The following is a 15,831-nucleotide window of genomic DNA, read 5'->3' on the forward strand; positions in this document are numbered from 1 at the left end:
AGATTATATTTTTTCATACTTTTCTGGAGTAATCCCAGTATGGCTTTTAAAAACTTTATGGAAATGACTTTGATCATAAAATCCTGCTTCTAATGCTACCTCAGTGATTTGCCTTTGCTTGCGAAGCTGTCTTTTTGCATAATTGATTCGTAACAAGGTTTGATACATATGGGGAGGTATGCCAAATTCCTCTTTGAAGAGACGAATCAGATGAAATTTATTAATCCCTGAAACCAGCTCTAAGTCATCCAATGTAATTCTTTCACAAAAATTACTATGCAAATATTCTTTAATGACTTTCAATTTAGGAAGTTCCTGTTTGATCTTTATATTCTTCCTCTGGTCTGCGTGGACGGCCATCTTGTCAAAAAGAGCAATGATGCTGCCTTCTTTTTCTAAAGGACTTGCATGTTCCATTAGATTTTCCATCATCTTACTGGTCATTTTAAATATTTCTGGATCAGAGATCGCCTCAACAATTGGATTCTGGAAAAGAAATCTTTCTTTACTATCCATGAAACGATGTACCCATGCTGCATTGATAAACAGCATTTTATATTTCCATTGATCCTCCTGCTGTGGATTACAAGAATGTACTAAATTGGGAGGAATAAAAACAATTGTTTTCGGATTTACGTCTTCCCACTTACCTTCATACCAAAATGAGCTTGTTCCTTTATCTACAATGCCTAATGAATATTCCTCGTGAGCGTGCTTTCTATAGGAAAGCTGGCTGGTATCGCATAACTTTAATTCAAAATACGGCAACTCTTCATCACGGTAAAATTGTACTCCATTCATCATCCTGCCCTTTCCTTCCCTTCAAAACCACCTACCTTTCTCTTTATCACTGCAACAGCGATGGTAGTGATGGCTATGCAGATAGCGATACTATAATAAGAATAATGCACACCAATGGTATCATTCCCTATCCCCATCAGCATGTTGACAACCATTGCAATTAACGTGCCGCACATTAACATCAAACCGGTAACATAGGATGCTGCTTCCTTAAACACTCCATGGGCCGTGGTAATGATCGTGGGATAAATGATGGAATAAAATAAACCTGCAGCAGAAAATATAAGTAATCCTGCCTCTCCTAATAGAATCCCCACGGTAGATAAAAAAGACGCTGCACAGCCAAACAGCAGCATGCCTTTAAAAGCTCCTAACCGATCTACAATAAATCCGCCAAACAATCTGCCCACTGTTTCAAGACCAAAGAACAATGCGGCATAGAATGCCCTGTTATCTGCATCTAAGTTAAATTCTTCTCCCATATAATTCACAAACCAGTTTCCAATGCCATATTCTGAGGCTAGATAAAAACCTAAAGCAATAATATACAGATATAACACTTTATTTCTAAATAAATCTTTTTTTTGATACTGCACTTTTTCACTAGTGGGAGTATAAGGTATTTTAATGATTAGTAAATAGATCAATAAGGCCCCGCAGAACAGCAGCATGAAGACGTAGAATTGAGTCCATGGTATTCCTTTTGATAACAGATTCCCTGCAATTTTTTGTATTGCTGTATTACTGGCACCATAGGAAAAATTCACAAAATTCATGAGGACGGCAGTTGAAGCGACGGTCAATACCGGTCCTAATGTATTGACCCCAACATTAAACATAGCCATACCAACATTTAAGCCAAATAATCCAATGAGTAATATGATGTATGTCTTGCAAGTAATTAAAAGAATCAAAGAGGCCATCCCTACTATGAAACCAAAAACTATGACTTTCTTATAGCCTACCTTCTCAATAAAAATACCGCCAACATACTGGAACACTGCATAGGCCAAAAAACCTGCTGTCAGGACATAGCCAATCTGCGTATTATTAATACCAAAATCATCTTTGAAAAAAGGCACAAAAATACCTTTAAAATTATCGCTCATGGCCACGACTACATACATGAGGACTAATAAGATAATAATAGGAGTATTGCTAAATTGCCTAGTTTGAAGTTCTTTCGTATTCTTCATAAATAGCTCCTTTATTGTACAATTGGCGGATTCCATATTGAAATTTGAGCTTCCTATATCTTGCAAAGATTCTTATATTGTTCTATTTACTATAAAAATACAAACTCCTGCAAGATATCAACAGTCACCTTGCAGAAGTTTGTATTTACATCTTCTATTTTATTCATTACTTGCTGTACAATTAAAACTCTGCTATGACTCTGCAGGATAAACCTGTTGAATCCAAAAGATTTAAAGGAAAGCAATAGACCGTAAAGCTGTTGTTTCTTACCTTTTCATAAAGAGTATCGATGTTGCACAAATTCTCGATTACGAAAATATTATGATCTGCACAATGCTGATCTACTTCCCCATGTTTGGAAGCTTTCTGCAGTCCTGGCGCATCTACCCCAATCAAGCTTACTTTTTTCTCAATCAGAAAATCAATGACTGAATCGGATAGTTCTGCACTTTTTATTTGATACTCTTTTGCTCCATATCCATTTATTTTCAAATGATCTGTTTTAAATATTACAAAATCATTTTTTTCAATTTCAATATTGATATCCGTAATATTGACTTCCCTGTCTTTTATATTACTAATATCAATAATTTTACCCACTCTTTTAATATTTTCCAACAGAAATTCCTTATTCATAACATCACAATGAGTACCAAAATGTCCTAATTTTCTTGATGGATCATCTGTGATAAAATCAGATTTACTCATCTTAAGTGTTAAATCAATCAACATTACTTTCTACCTCCTGAATTTGCAGCGACAAATGAATGTCTAATTCCTTCATCCAATATAAGGATAAAGAGACATTTAAATCATTGTGTATATTCCACACAAACACTCACATTTCCTTGTCAGCATACCATAAAGAAGCTTTTTCTTTACAGATTTTTGCATTTAAATAAAAGCAAATTATATTTAGTTGAATTTTATAAGTATTTTTGATAAGATTTGGTTTGAGTTAAAACGTTTTTTAATAACGTTTACTTTTCCCAGCTGGCTAAATATTAATATGGAAAAAGGGTGACAACATGTTACATCAGTTCTCTAGAACCGAATTATTAATCGGGGCAGAAGCCTTAGAAAAATTGAAACAAAGTAAAGTAGCTGTCTTCGGTATTGGCGGTGTAGGCTCCTATACCGTGGAAGGTCTGGTCCGTGCTGGTGTAGGCAAGCTGGTATTGATTGATGATGACTGTGTGTGTCTTACAAATATTAACCGTCAATTGCTTGCGACTCGAAAAACCGTGGGTAAAGCGAAAGTCGAAGTAATGAAAGAACGAATCTTAGAGATTAACCCGGATGCAGAAGTTACGATCTTTCAAAAATTTTATATGCCAGACACTGCTGCTGAGTTAATCTTTGACGACTACGATTACATTGTAGACGCTATTGACACGGTAACGGGAAAAATTGATTTGATCGAAAAAGCCAAGGCTAACAATATTCCTATTATCAGCTGCATGGGAGCAGGCAATAAGCTTGATCCTACGAAATTCGAAGTAGCCGATATTTATAAAACATCCGTATGTCCTTTGGCAAAAGTTATGCGTAAAGAACTAAAAAAACGCGGCGTGCATTCCTTAAAGGTAGTCTACTCCAAAGAATTGCCTGTAACCCCAATCGAAACAGAAGGTTCTAATTGTGCAACTGGTTGTATCTGCCCCTCTGGCACTACCCGTAAATGCACCATCCGCCGCCAAATTCCTGGCAGCATCTCCTTTGTACCATCAGTCGCCGGATTAATCATTGCCGGCGAAGTCGTAAAAGATATTGCTTTTAAAGTAAAATGAACCCAGGCAGGATTTTTCCCTGGGCAGTTGCATATTTTTATTTCTATGGGTATAATATAAGAAAAGGACTGACGTGCTCGACACACGCCAGCCCTGCAGATTGTCTAACCGAAGGGTTAGGCCTAAAGTAAGAGTTATTAGGAAATAACCGCAGACCTTAGCCTAGGAAGCGGTTATTTCCTATTTATGATCAAAACAACGAGTGTTGCGAATGCTATCATGAGATACATTGCTTCAAACATTGATATCATCATACCACCCCTTTCTACAAGGGAATGGCTAACCACTCCTAGACAATCTGTACGTTTATTATAGCATATATTACCAGATCGGAAATAAGAAAATTTCGTCTCCGGCTTGTTCATTACACCGTGCCACCTTCATACTGAAGGTGGCTTTTATTATTTTTATGAATTATAAATACTTTCTTGGATCAACAATCTTACCTTCTAAAGCCGCTGCAGCAACGGTTGCAGGGGAGGCGAGAAATATTTCCGACTTCGGACTGCCCATTCTGCCTAAGAAATTACGATTGTTAGTGGCGATTACCCGCTCCCCATCTGATACAATCCCACCGCTCCTGCCACAGCATAAACCACAGGCTGGCGGATTCATAATCGCCCCGGCTTCCACTAAGATACCAATAATACCTGCCTTTGCAGCTTCTGCATAAATACTCCGGCTTGCCGGCGTAACAATTAATTTTGTAAAGGGAGCAATCTTGCGCCCTTTGAGAATCTTGGCGGCTACTTCTAAATCTTCAAACCTGCCATTGGTACAGGAACCGATAAATCCTTGATCAATTTTGCTTCCTAACAGTGCTTCTACGTCACTGATATTATCCACATTGGATGGACATGCAACCACAGGCTTAAAAGTGGAAGCATCATAGTTAAAGACTTTTTCGTAACTGGCATCTGGATCACTCTTAAGATCTTGGAATTGACTGCCTTCGACGCCGCTAAAAGCAAAAGTCTTTTCATCAGGCTCAATAACCCCAACCTTAGCTCCTGCTTCTACCGCCATATTGGAAAGAGTCATTCTGGAAGATATACTCAATCCTTTGATCGTAGAACCGCCAAATTCCAGTGCTTTATAAGTACCGCCATCAGCACCAATATCACCAAGAATCCTAAGAATTATATCTTTGGAATAAACACCCTTAGGCAGCTCGCCATTAATTGTAAACTTAAGAGTTGGCGGAACCTTAATCCACAATTGTCCCGTACCAAAAATCGCCGCCATCTCCGTATAGCCAATTCCTGTTGAGAAGGAACCAATGGCACCATAGGTCGTAGTATGGGAATCCGTACCAAAGACGACTTGACCGGGAACTACATAGCGTAACTCAGGCATTAATTGATGACAGACTCCATCTGCACGATGAACCGCCTTTATGTGCTGCTCCGCGGCAAAGGCATCGGCTATTTTATGATGACGAAAATCTTCAATAAAACTGGTGGGGACTAAGTGATCATAGACAAATACAATTTTATCTGGATTCCAAACTTTTTCAAAACCCATCTCTCTAAATTTCTCAACAACAAAGGGAGCAAAGATATCATGAACCATAACCCTATCCACATTCACATTGAGCAATTCTCCGGGTGTAACAGAACTTCTTTTCGTATTTCTCATGATTATTTTTTCAGTTAGCGTATAACCCATACTGCACTTCCTTTCCAGCAAAACTATTTGCCATTGCGCTTTCTCATAAAAGGAACTAATCCTCCCGCTTCTACCATCTGCAACAAATCCGTTGGAATGGATGCCACCTCAAAGGATTTTTCCCCTAGGAGAACTTGGCTGCTCTCTAAATGAACAGAGACATGATCTCCTTCACTGCAATAATCATACAGCTCACTATTCTCAAGCAGCAATAAACCATTATTAAATGCATTGCGGTAAAAGATCCTGGCATAGGACTTGGCAATAATGCAGCTTATCTTCAAAGCCGCCAATATCTCAGGAGCCTGCTCCCGAGACGAGCCGCAGCCAAAATTTTTACCTGCTACAATAATATCTCCTGGCTGGATCTGCGCTGCCAGCTCCGGTCTTAACGGGTTAAATGCATATTTTTTCATATCTTCTACGGTCTTTAAGGCAAGAAACTGCGTCGGAATAATAATATCCGTATCTATATCGTCCCCAAGTTTCCACACTCGTCCTTTGAAAGCTTCTTTCATACCACAAACCCCCTAGGATCGGTTATTTTCCCTGTAAGGGCAGAAGCGGCTACCGTTGCCGCAGAAGCAAGATATACGCTCGAGTTTGGATGACCTGCCCTGCCCTTGAAGTTTCTGGTCCCAGTGGAGATCAGGGTTTCCCCTTCACCAATTACGCCCTGGCAGCTTCCCCAGCAAACACTGCAATTGGGATTCAGCACCATGGCGCCGCTTTCTACAAAAATATCAATCAATCCCTCTGCTAAGGCCTCTAAAAATACTGCCTTTGAAGCAGGTGAAATCAATAGTTTCACATAAGGATCAATTTTCTTTCCCTGCAAAATTTGCGCTGCAGCGCGTAATTCCTCGATCCTGCCATTATTACAGGAACCGATAAAGCCCTGATCGATTTTCACATCCCCAATCTGGGTTACACCGACTACATCATCAACACAATGAGGAATGGCAATCATCGGTTCCAATTCATCAAGGTTATATTGATATGTTTTTTCATATACTGCATCTTCATCGCTTGTAAATAGATTCATGTCATGACGCCCTCTGGCTTCAACATAGTCAATCGCAGTTTGATCCGGCTCAACAAGGCCTGTTTTTGCCCCTGCTTCTACGGCCATATTACACAGCACTACCCGATCATCAACAGTAAATTTCTTCACTGCAGGACCGCCAAATTCCATAATTCTATAATTTGCTCCATTAGCCCCAATATCACCAATGATCTTCAAAATCAGATCCCTGGCATATACTCCTGCTTTGAAACTGCCCTCAATTTCAAACTTTAACGTTTCCGGAACCATCAGCCAAATTTCCCCTGTATGCATGACGGAAGTAAAATCCGTACAGCCTACCCCTGTGCCAAAGGCACCCAGACCACCATAAGAACAGGTATGAGAATCAGCAGCAATAACCAGCTGTCCTGGTACAACGAAATCTTCTATCATAATTTGATGACACACTCCTGTGCCTTCATAAAAGGGAATATCATGTTTTTGCGCAAATATTCGCATTTTTTTGTGTACCTGAGCAGTTTTTGCACTCTCTGAAGGTACGTTATGATCTACAATAAAAATCACTTTTTCAGGATCAAACACCTTTTCTGCTTTCAGCTGATTTTCAAATATATCAATATTCAAATGGGTTGTACCATCGTTGCTCATGCATAAATCAACTTTTGCTGTAATGATCTCTCCTGGTTTCACAAGATCCTTACCGCTGGCTCTGGCCAAGATTTTCTCTCCCATTGTCATTCCCATTATTGTACCCCCTTTACTTTTTATTTAAGAAACCAATTAAACCGCCTGCTTCTAAAATATTCATTACATGTGCAGGAAGTTTTGTAGATGTAAAATTTCGATCCTCTGTAACATTCTTAATCGTACCTTTTAGAACATCAATTTCCAATGTGTCGTTTTGTTCAACAGCATCATACACTTCTTTGCAAATCACAACCGGCAACCCAATATTGATTGCATTTCTAAAGAAGATTCTGGCAAAGGATTTCGCTACTACTGCGCTGATGCCCAGAGCTTTTAAGACTAAAGGAGCTTGCTCTCGGGACGAACCGGAACCAAAGTTTTCGCCCCCTACAATAATGTCACCTGGACACACGGTAGAAGCAAAGTTTTCATCTAAAGGCTCAAACGTATACTGTTTCATTTCCTCAACATTAGGCAGCAGCAAATACTGAGATGGAATGATTTGATCCGTATCCACATCATTCCCAAACTTCCATGCTTTCCCTGTGATCACGTTTATCATCTCTCTTTCCATACTTTCTATTAGAGCCTCTTTACTATGTTGGCTCTTATTTTTTGAAACACGCTCTATCATTATATTATAAAATTTAATATGATATAATAATAATACATATTAATTATACTTACTATAACAAGGAGTTATGTCATGCATGAAGATTTAGAGCTTTATAAAATTTTTCATACGGTAGCCTTCTACAAAAATATTTCTCACGCGGCAGAATCCTTATATATAAGCCAGCCAGCCGTAAGTAAATCCATCAAAAAACTAGAAACCCTCTTAGATGTCAAATTATTTTCCCGAGGCTCCAAAGGAGTTACTCTTACTGCCGAAGGGAAAATCTTCTATGAATATATTCAAAAAGCACTTCATATCATTGCTGATGGAGAAAACGTATTAATCGAACTTAAGAACAAAAAGCAAGGCATGATTACCATTGGTGTCAGCACCGTATTATGCAAATACTTTCTTTTATCACATCTGAAGCCGTTTATGAAACAATATCCTGAAATAAAAATAAAGATCATTAATAACACAACCTTTGATACCCTAAAAAATATTGATCAAGGAATGATTGATTTCGGCATTGTCAGCCGCCCCTTTAACATCAGTCCTTATACCTTTGTTAAATTAGCAGATATCCAGGACATTTTTGTTGCAGAGAAGGAGTATTTAGACTCATTGCAGATCGTAGAACCTAATGAGATCTTTTCCAAAGGTATCTTTATGCTCCTAGAGTCAGATAATATAACAAGACAATATATAGATCAATTTTTATTGGAAAATAATATCTTTATCAAACCAGAAGTCGAAATCAATACGATGGATTTCCTCATTGAATTTGCCAAAATCGGGCTGGGTATTACCGTTGCCATCCGAAACTTTGTTGAGAAAGATCTCGCAGAAGGAACCCTCATTGAAATCCCAGTATCACCGCCCATGCCTGCGAGAACCGTCGGTATTATTTATGATAAGAAAAGAACCTTATCCATCGCTACAGAAACCTTTTTGTCTTATCTACAGTCTCACGTGCTTAACTAATAAGAAAAACGCTACGCGTCCTTTAAAGCATAGAAAATAAACCGAACCGCAGAGGCGCAGAGAACACTGAGAAAAATAGATAAGGTTTAAAAAAAGCCTCACCCTTTCCAGCATTGTGTTCAACATAGGAATATGCGCAATTTACATTATTGCAATGTAAGACAGGCAACGGGTATATTACCCCGCTGCCTGTCTTTGTGCCTGCCACATAGTATATGGCGAAACTAGTATTGACGGAAAGAATGATGAATCTTCCTTCCATTAAGAATTATCTAAAATGGTTTGTTTAAATACATTCAAGTTGAAAATGGGTGCCAGTGCCGCTCCCAAGTTGCTGAACAAGAATAGCACCATCCGTTTCACATTCTGGATTCAAAATCATCAACTGTTAACATTTCAGAAAGCTTCGAAAAAATTTCTTCTAAGCTACTCCTTTGTAAACAATAATGCCAATGATAATTATTGTCAATTATCATTGGCATTATTATTTCCTAATTTTAGCAGATCAATTATCTTACCGCTAACCTAAGCATTGTAAAAATCTACTATTATAGTCAGACAAAAAATTCCCGTCAACAACATAGAGCGCGAAAAACACCTCTGACTATTGAAAATAATAATTATTATTGTTATGCTTAACAAGCAGGAGGGCAAACAAAGACTTAGCTTATGCCAACTCCTAATCTACAGGCAGAAACCTGAGTCGTTCTTACTTGACATCTGAAAATTCCGAAATTTTTATAACGCGACAAAGCAGGGAGATGAGATAACATGGCAATTACATTGGAAGACAGAGTATTTTACGGCAATAATATCACGATGTTTAAAAAAAATGAGGATTGTACCATATATAACATGAAAGATATCAACGGAGAAGGCACCATGACCTGCTACAAGGTGTTCCCCGGCATCGATCTGCTGTACAATGATTTTCACGTTCCGAGCTGCTTTTCAGAGTTTCGGCCAAAAGTAGACATGCTGGGAATCGACCATTGCCGGGAAGGGCGCATTGAATGGGAATTCCAGGATGGCTCATATATGTACTTGGAAGAAGGAGACCTGCAGATCAATGCGAAAGATAACCATGCCCTTGGCTTCGGATTTCCGCTCAGCCATTATCATGGTATTACGGTTGCAATATATATCGATGAAGCATTAAAAACGCTACCTACTCTCTTTGACGGGTTTTCTGTTGATTTGCAAGCCTTACGGGAAAAATTCTGTGCCGGCAAAAGACCATTTATCATGCGCGCCGAGGACTCTATTCAGCATATTTTTTCTGAGCTCTATACTGTACCTGACAAGATTAGGAAAAATTATTTTAAGATTAAGGTGTTGGAGTTACTGTTGTTTTTAAGCGTGCTTGATGTCCCCATAAATAGCAAAGAACGACCATATTTTCCCCAAAAGCAGGTTAAAACAGTAAAAGCAATTATGAAATACATCAGTGGAAATATCGACAGGCACTTCACTCTGAACGAATTATCTGCTAAGTTTGATATACCACTCACCTCGTTGAAGCTTTGTTTCAAAGGTGTCTATGGTACATCCATCAATGCCTATATGCGTTCTTATCGTATGCATGCGGCAGCATTAATGCTGCGCCAAAGCAATGAAAACGTGGCAGTTATCGCCGGAAAGGTGGGTTATGATAATTCCAGCAAATTCGCGGCAGCTTTCAAGACAGTGATGGGCATGTCTCCACTGGAACATCGAAAATCTTCTGTCTAAATGGAGCAAAAAGAGTTATTGCGGAGTAGATGGCGGCAATAAAAACAAATATAATACGGGTTGGTTAGTGATATCTAACCAACCCGTATTATATTTTTATAAGACAAACGTCTTAAAAAAATATTTTCTATAGAGGAAACGGTCTTTAAAACCAAAAAATCTCGAAGAGGTGAGCTAAAATGAAAGAAAAAAACTGGCTGGGAACCGTTTTGTCCTTTGCCACGGAGTGCAGGCTGAAGATGATCTTTTCGGTAATATGCGCCATTATCAGTGTCGCAGGCGGTATTGTGCCGTATATTGGCGTATATCAAATCATTGTTTTGTTTTTTGACGGAAAACAGACGGTAAACGGCATCTTATTCTGGGCGGCAATATGTCTGGGCGGTTATATCGTAAAGTTCGTTTTTTATGCCATATCCACAATGTTAGCGCATTTTTCCGCATACAGCATCTTAGAGAATATGCGGCTGAAGATTGCCGACAGATTAATGAAAGCTCCGCTGGGCACCGTGCTGAACCAGACAGTGGGAAAGCTGAAAAATGTGATTGTAGACCGGGTGGAAACCATCGAGGTGCCGCTGGCCCATCTGATTCCAGAAGGGATTTCCAACCTGCTTTTGCCCATCTGCGTATTTGTTTATCTCATGATGATTGATTGGCGCATGGCACTTGCAGCAATCGTTACGGTGCCGGTCGCAATTGCGGCCTATGCAATTATGATGAAAACGTTTAACAAACAGTATGCTGATTATATAGAATCCAACAACTATGTGAACAGCGTGATTGTCGAATATGTAGAGGGAATTGAAGTCATCAAGGCCTTTAACCAGTCTACCTCATCTTATGAAAAGTTCGAAAAAGCCGTAGAGTCTTTTAAAGAGTATACACTCAATTGGTTTAAAAGCACCTGGAAGCTCATGAACTTTGGCGGATCAGTGCTGCCGTCAACCTTGGTGGGCACGGTGCCGCTTGGTATGTATCTGTATCTGAATGGGTCCCTAAGTCCGGCGGAGCTTACGATGTGTCTGATATTATCTTTGGGCATTGTAGCACCGTTAACCAGCTTCACGGTATTTGTAAATGATGCCAAAGCGATAGAATACGCAGTGAAAGATGCCGATGAATTTTTAAACCTGAAGGAGCTTGAAAACGCGCATGAGCCGGTAGAGCTTAATCAATATGATATTGAGCTTCATAATGTGTCCTTTTCCTATGACGCGGATAAAGCTTCCCATGCGGGTAATATAGAAAACAACGTGCTCCATGACATTAATCTAAAGCTCCCGCAGGGGACTTTTACGGCACTGGTCGGCCCTTCCGGAGGGGGAAAGTCAACCGTTGCGAGGCTGATTGCACGTTTTTGGGATGTCGGGAGCGGAACAATCAGCATAGGCGGTGTTACTATCAAAAAGCTGCCCCTGACACAACTTGCCGACACGGTGAGCTTTGTCACTCAGGATAATTTCCTGTTTAACTGCTCGCTGCGGGAAAATATCCGCCTTGGTAATCCCCAGGCCTCCGATCAAGAAGTAATCGCAGCAGCGAAAGCAGCTTGTTGCGATGGATTTATCGGTAATCTGGATAACGGGTATGATACCACTGCCGGCGAGGCCGGAGGAAAATTATCAGGAGGAGAAAAGCAACGCATTGCCATTGCCAGAGCCATCTTAAAAAATGCGCCGGTTGTTATCCTGGATGAGGCAACAGCGTTTACCGATCCGGAAAATGAAGATAAACTACAACAATCCATTGCCGCCCTTACCAAAGGAAAGACCTTGCTGGTGATTGCCCACAGGCTCTCAACCATAAAAAAAGCAGACCAAATTGTCGTTCTGGAAAAAGGGTGTATTGCCCAGACAGGTTCGCATGAAGCGCTCCTTGAGGGCTGCAAACTTTATAAAGATATGTGGGAGGCTCATATCGGTGCAAAAAACTGGGCAGCTAACAATGAAAAAGAAGAGGTGAAGAGATATGCTTAGATCAATAGCACGAATCATTAAGTGGTCCGGTCAGCGCAAAAAACGCCTGTACCTCGGTTTTCTATATTCCTTCCTTAATGCGATGTTTACAGCGATGCCGATTATGGGCGCCGCATACGGACTGAATCTCATCATCGAAGACATGAACGGCCGCACCACGCTGACAATGGACTGGGTATTCTATATGTTAGGCTTTATGATCTTTACGATAGCAGGCAGATTTTTATTTGCTTATCTGCGTGCTTCCGCGCAGGAGAGTATCGGCTATGAAGTAACAGCGGAACAAAGAATCGTGATTGGCACCATCTTAAAACGGGTTTCACTAGGTTTCTTCAGTAAAAAAAGTGCCGGAGAGATCGCCGCGGCCGTAACAACAGATTTGTCATTTATTGAGATGTTCGGAATGAAGATGATCGATGTTGTCATAAATGGCTATATCAGCGCATTAACAATGGTGCTTTGTCTGGCTTTTTATAATGTGTGGGTTGCGCTGATCGCGGTGGCAGGTATACTGCTGTCTGCCGTGTTCTTAAAATTGCTGGGTAACAAGAGCAACGAGAATGCACCGCTGCATCAAAGGGCAAAGGATAGTATGGTTGCCGCTACAATTGAGTATGTCAGAGGAATGCCTGTGGTTAAGTCGTTTAAGCAGGATGGCGTTGCCAAAGAAGGCGTTAGCAAGGCTTATCGGATGAGTAAGGATATTAATGTCAAAACTGAAAAGAATTATGTTCCATACAACTGCCTCCATTTATTTGCGCTTAAAGCAGCATCAGTCGGAATCGTTCTTGCCTCGGCACTACTGGCGGCCAATGGAGCTATGGATATCCCGACCATGCTGATGATGGCAATCTTCTCCTTCATCATTTTTGGGCATGTAGAGCAGCTAAATAACGCAGCTCATGTATTGAAAATCATTGATGCCACATTAGACAAATTAGCCGGCATAGAAAATGCGGAATTTATTGATAAAGACAGTAAGGATGTGGAATTATCCGCATATGATATTCAGTTTCAGGATGTCACCTTTGCCTATGAAAAACGGACTGTATTAAAGAATGTCTCATTCACCATCCCGGAGAATACGACTACAGCAATTATTGGCCCCTCGGGAAGCGGCAAATCAACAATATGCAGTTTGATTGCCCGCTTCTATGATGCTGATAAAGGAAGTGTATCCGTAGGCGGTGTCGATGTAAAAGCGATGACGTGTGACAGCCTGCTTAAAAATATCAGTATGGTATTTCAAAAAGTATATTTGTTTCATGATACAGTGTTGAATAATATCCGGTTCGGAAAACCCGAGGCTACCTTTGAAGAAGTTGTCGAGACAACAAAGAAAGCCTGCTGCCACGACTTCATTATGAATCTGCCTAATGGTTATGAAACAGTAATCGGCGATGGTGGTTCCACGCTTTCCGGAGGGGAAAAGCAGCGCATCTCTATCGCCAGGGCCATGCTGAAAAATGCGCCAGTTGTTATCCTGGATGAGGCCACCGCCAGCGTTGATCCGGAAAACGAGCATACCATTCAAAAAGCGATCAGTGCTTTGGTACATGGGAAAACGATGATCATCATTGCCCACCGGCTGGCCACTATCCAGAACGCTGATCAGATACTGGTAGTCGATGATGGCTGCATTGCGCAGCGAGGAACCCATGAAAACCTCATAAAACAGGATGGCGTGTATAAGAGATTCTTATCTATACGAAAAACAGCGGAAGGCTGGAGCATTTGAGAATATCCAGGCCGATTGTGTCCCTCTTCCCATAAATAAAGTGGCCGTATTGAAACGTAAAGTTTCAGTACGGTCACTTTATTTATGGCAATGCCAGTCACAGCAGCCGGTTTGCCTTTATCAATAAAAAGGAAGAATGGGTGGTTATTATTTATGAAGTTTCGGTCGGTGATTAAATCCTTACTTTGCTGTCACTAAGCACTTAAAGTGGTTGGTTGATCTTTTGTTCTAAGTCTCGTAAATTCTCTTTTCACCATGATCGAGGTCCATAACACAATAACTGCATCTATCGCCAGTGATCCCCAATAAATGCCGGAAACGCCGATCTTTTGCGGTAAAATCAACATGACCGGTATGTAGAAAATCAGTTGTCTGGTAATACCGATCATGGCGGCCGGTTTGCCTTTATCAATAGAAGGGAAGAATGTCATGGCCATAAAAACTGCTGACAATAATGGGATAACCGCCATATAAATCCAGAAATACATCAGCTGAGTTCCGGTAAATAATTGGTCAGGCAGCATCAGACCCAAAACAAATTCAGGAGCAACCATGGAAATAATCCAGAAAGGCACCGTCAATAACACGGAAGCAACAGTAAATATCTTATAGGAACTGATGACACGCTCATATTGCCCAGCACCATAGTTTATGCCGACGACCGGCTGCATCGCCCGCATTAAACCAATGATTGGCATAAGCAAAAAAGTGAATACCCGGTAGACCACTCCATAAAAGGCAATATCAGACACCGTACCATATTTGGCAAGTACATTAAACACAACCACCCCTTGCACCAGAGTCATCACAATCATAATAAGTGTAGACGCTCCCAGACTAAGAATGGATTTTATCAAGGATGCATCCCGACACAGGGAAAAAGTCTTTGTTTTAAATGAAGCAAAACCCTGACTAAAATAAATCCAGCCAAGCAATGTGTAAATCAACATGCCAATGTTCGTGGCCCACGCAGAACCCTCTACGCCTAAATCAAGGACCACAACAAACAGATAGTTTGCCAAAACATCCGCAATCAGACCGATGCCCATCATAACTGCTGCCGACTTCATTTTTCCCTCGGCTCTGACAATCATATTGGCCGCCAGGCCATAGATCCAGAAAAATGCACCCATGACTGTAATTCTAAAATAGATATCGCCCAGCAGTAACACTTCGCCTGCTCCGCCCATCATCTTTACTAATTGCATGGAAAAAGCCAGCCCTAATACCATATACACAACAGTTACAATCAGCGAAAGAACGTTGACATTGCCCAGCAGCCGTTCCTGGATATTTTTGTCCTGACGGCCAATAGCAATACTTAATACGGCACCGGCGCCAACGCCGATCAGCGAACCCAGGCCTATGCTGATTTGTGTTAAAGGATAGGCCAAGGAAACTCCCGCTAAAGCGGTCTCGCCTACGAAACGGCCGACAAAAACAGCAGAAATGACGGTGTTTAAGCCATAGAGAACCATGGCAATGATAGCGGGCCATGATAGTTCAGCCATAACCTTCCATAGATTCTCATTTAAAATAAAGTGCCTTTGCTTTTCTTTTTCATCTACGATTGTCTGACTCAAATAAAAAACCTCCTAACTCTTCACCATAGT

13 protein-coding genes are annotated in these 15,831 nt (G+C 40.6%); 5 read left to right on the top strand and 8 right to left on the bottom strand.

What is annotated here, in order from left to right; genetic code table 11:
- Positions 1-3: 3 nt before the first annotated feature.
- The 3 genes from FR7_RS18115 to FR7_RS18125 all read right to left on the bottom strand — a co-directional run bounded on the left by FR7_RS18115 (position 4) and on the right by FR7_RS18125 (position 2,730).
- The gene (locus tag FR7_RS18115) at positions 4-804 is read right to left on the bottom strand and encodes an AraC family transcriptional regulator (RefSeq protein WP_007937318.1); all 801 of its coding nucleotides are present in this window, start codon (positions 802-804) and stop codon (positions 4-6) included.
- Entirely contained in the window at positions 801-1,997 is a 1,197-nt protein-coding gene (locus FR7_RS18120) for an MFS transporter (protein WP_007937319.1), read from the bottom strand. The genes FR7_RS18115 and FR7_RS18120 overlap by 4 nt, the downstream gene beginning before the upstream one ends.
- A 181-nt stretch (positions 1,998-2,178) precedes the next feature.
- A complete protein-coding gene (locus tag FR7_RS18125; protein WP_007937320.1) occupies positions 2,179-2,730 on the bottom strand; it encodes a cyclase family protein in 552 nt (183 codons plus the stop codon).
- Positions 2,731-3,026: 296 nt separating this feature from the next.
- Between FR7_RS18125 and FR7_RS18130 the strand changes: the two genes are divergently transcribed.
- A complete protein-coding gene (locus tag FR7_RS18130; protein WP_007937321.1) occupies positions 3,027-3,788 on the top strand; it encodes a tRNA threonylcarbamoyladenosine dehydratase in 762 nt (253 codons plus the stop codon).
- Positions 3,789-4,202: 414 nt separating this feature from the next.
- Here FR7_RS18130 and FR7_RS18140 read toward each other — a convergent pair whose 3' ends face one another.
- The 4 genes from FR7_RS18140 to FR7_RS18155 are packed head-to-tail and all read right to left on the bottom strand — an operon-like array spanning position 4,203 to position 7,732.
- Positions 4,203-5,456 (bottom strand): 3-isopropylmalate dehydratase large subunit, encoded by a 1,254-nt coding sequence (locus FR7_RS18140; protein ID WP_007937323.1) that lies wholly within the window; start codon positions 5,454-5,456, stop codon positions 4,203-4,205.
- Positions 5,457-5,479: 23 nt separating this feature from the next.
- Positions 5,480-5,974: a LeuD/DmdB family oxidoreductase small subunit gene (locus tag FR7_RS18145; protein WP_007937324.1), complete on the bottom strand. Its 495-nt coding sequence runs from the start codon at positions 5,972-5,974 to the stop codon at positions 5,480-5,482.
- Positions 5,971-7,227 (bottom strand): 3-isopropylmalate dehydratase large subunit, encoded by a 1,257-nt coding sequence (locus tag FR7_RS18150; protein ID WP_007937325.1) that lies wholly within the window; start codon positions 7,225-7,227, stop codon positions 5,971-5,973. Before FR7_RS18150 ends, FR7_RS18145 begins: the two co-directional genes overlap by 4 nt.
- A gap of 13 nt (positions 7,228-7,240) precedes the next feature.
- The gene (locus FR7_RS18155) at positions 7,241-7,732 is read right to left on the bottom strand and encodes a 3-isopropylmalate dehydratase small subunit (protein ID WP_036667594.1); all 492 of its coding nucleotides are present in this window, start codon (positions 7,730-7,732) and stop codon (positions 7,241-7,243) included.
- Positions 7,733-7,876: 144 nt separating this feature from the next.
- Between FR7_RS18155 and FR7_RS18160 the strand changes: the two genes are divergently transcribed.
- From FR7_RS18160 to FR7_RS18175, 4 genes are all read left to right on the top strand, one after another.
- Positions 7,877-8,770, top strand: coding sequence for a LysR family transcriptional regulator (locus FR7_RS18160; protein WP_007937327.1), 894 nt, complete (start codon positions 7,877-7,879; stop codon positions 8,768-8,770).
- 771 nt (positions 8,771-9,541) lie between these two features.
- Positions 9,542-10,501, top strand: a complete 960-nt coding sequence (locus FR7_RS18165) for a helix-turn-helix domain-containing protein (protein ID WP_007937328.1) — start codon at positions 9,542-9,544, stop codon at positions 10,499-10,501.
- A gap of 179 nt (positions 10,502-10,680) precedes the next feature.
- Positions 10,681-12,480 (top strand): ABC transporter ATP-binding protein, encoded by a 1,800-nt coding sequence (locus FR7_RS18170; RefSeq protein ID WP_007937329.1) that lies wholly within the window; start codon positions 10,681-10,683, stop codon positions 12,478-12,480.
- Positions 12,481-12,574: 94 nt separating this feature from the next.
- The gene (locus FR7_RS18175; RefSeq protein WP_237714902.1) at positions 12,575-14,218 is read left to right on the top strand and encodes an ABC transporter ATP-binding protein; all 1,644 of its coding nucleotides are present in this window, start codon (positions 12,575-12,577) and stop codon (positions 14,216-14,218) included.
- A gap of 194 nt (positions 14,219-14,412) precedes the next feature.
- On the opposite strand, the gene FR7_RS18180 is transcribed toward FR7_RS18175, so the two are convergent.
- Positions 14,413-15,801: an MATE family efflux transporter gene (locus FR7_RS18180; RefSeq protein WP_007937331.1), complete on the bottom strand. Its 1,389-nt coding sequence runs from the start codon at positions 15,799-15,801 to the stop codon at positions 14,413-14,415.
- Between the last annotated feature and the right edge of the window lie 30 nt (positions 15,802-15,831).

This window comes from Pelosinus fermentans DSM 17108 (assembly GCF_000271485.2).
Classification (GTDB): Bacteria; Bacillota; Negativicutes; order DSM-13327; family DSM-13327; genus Pelosinus; species Pelosinus fermentans.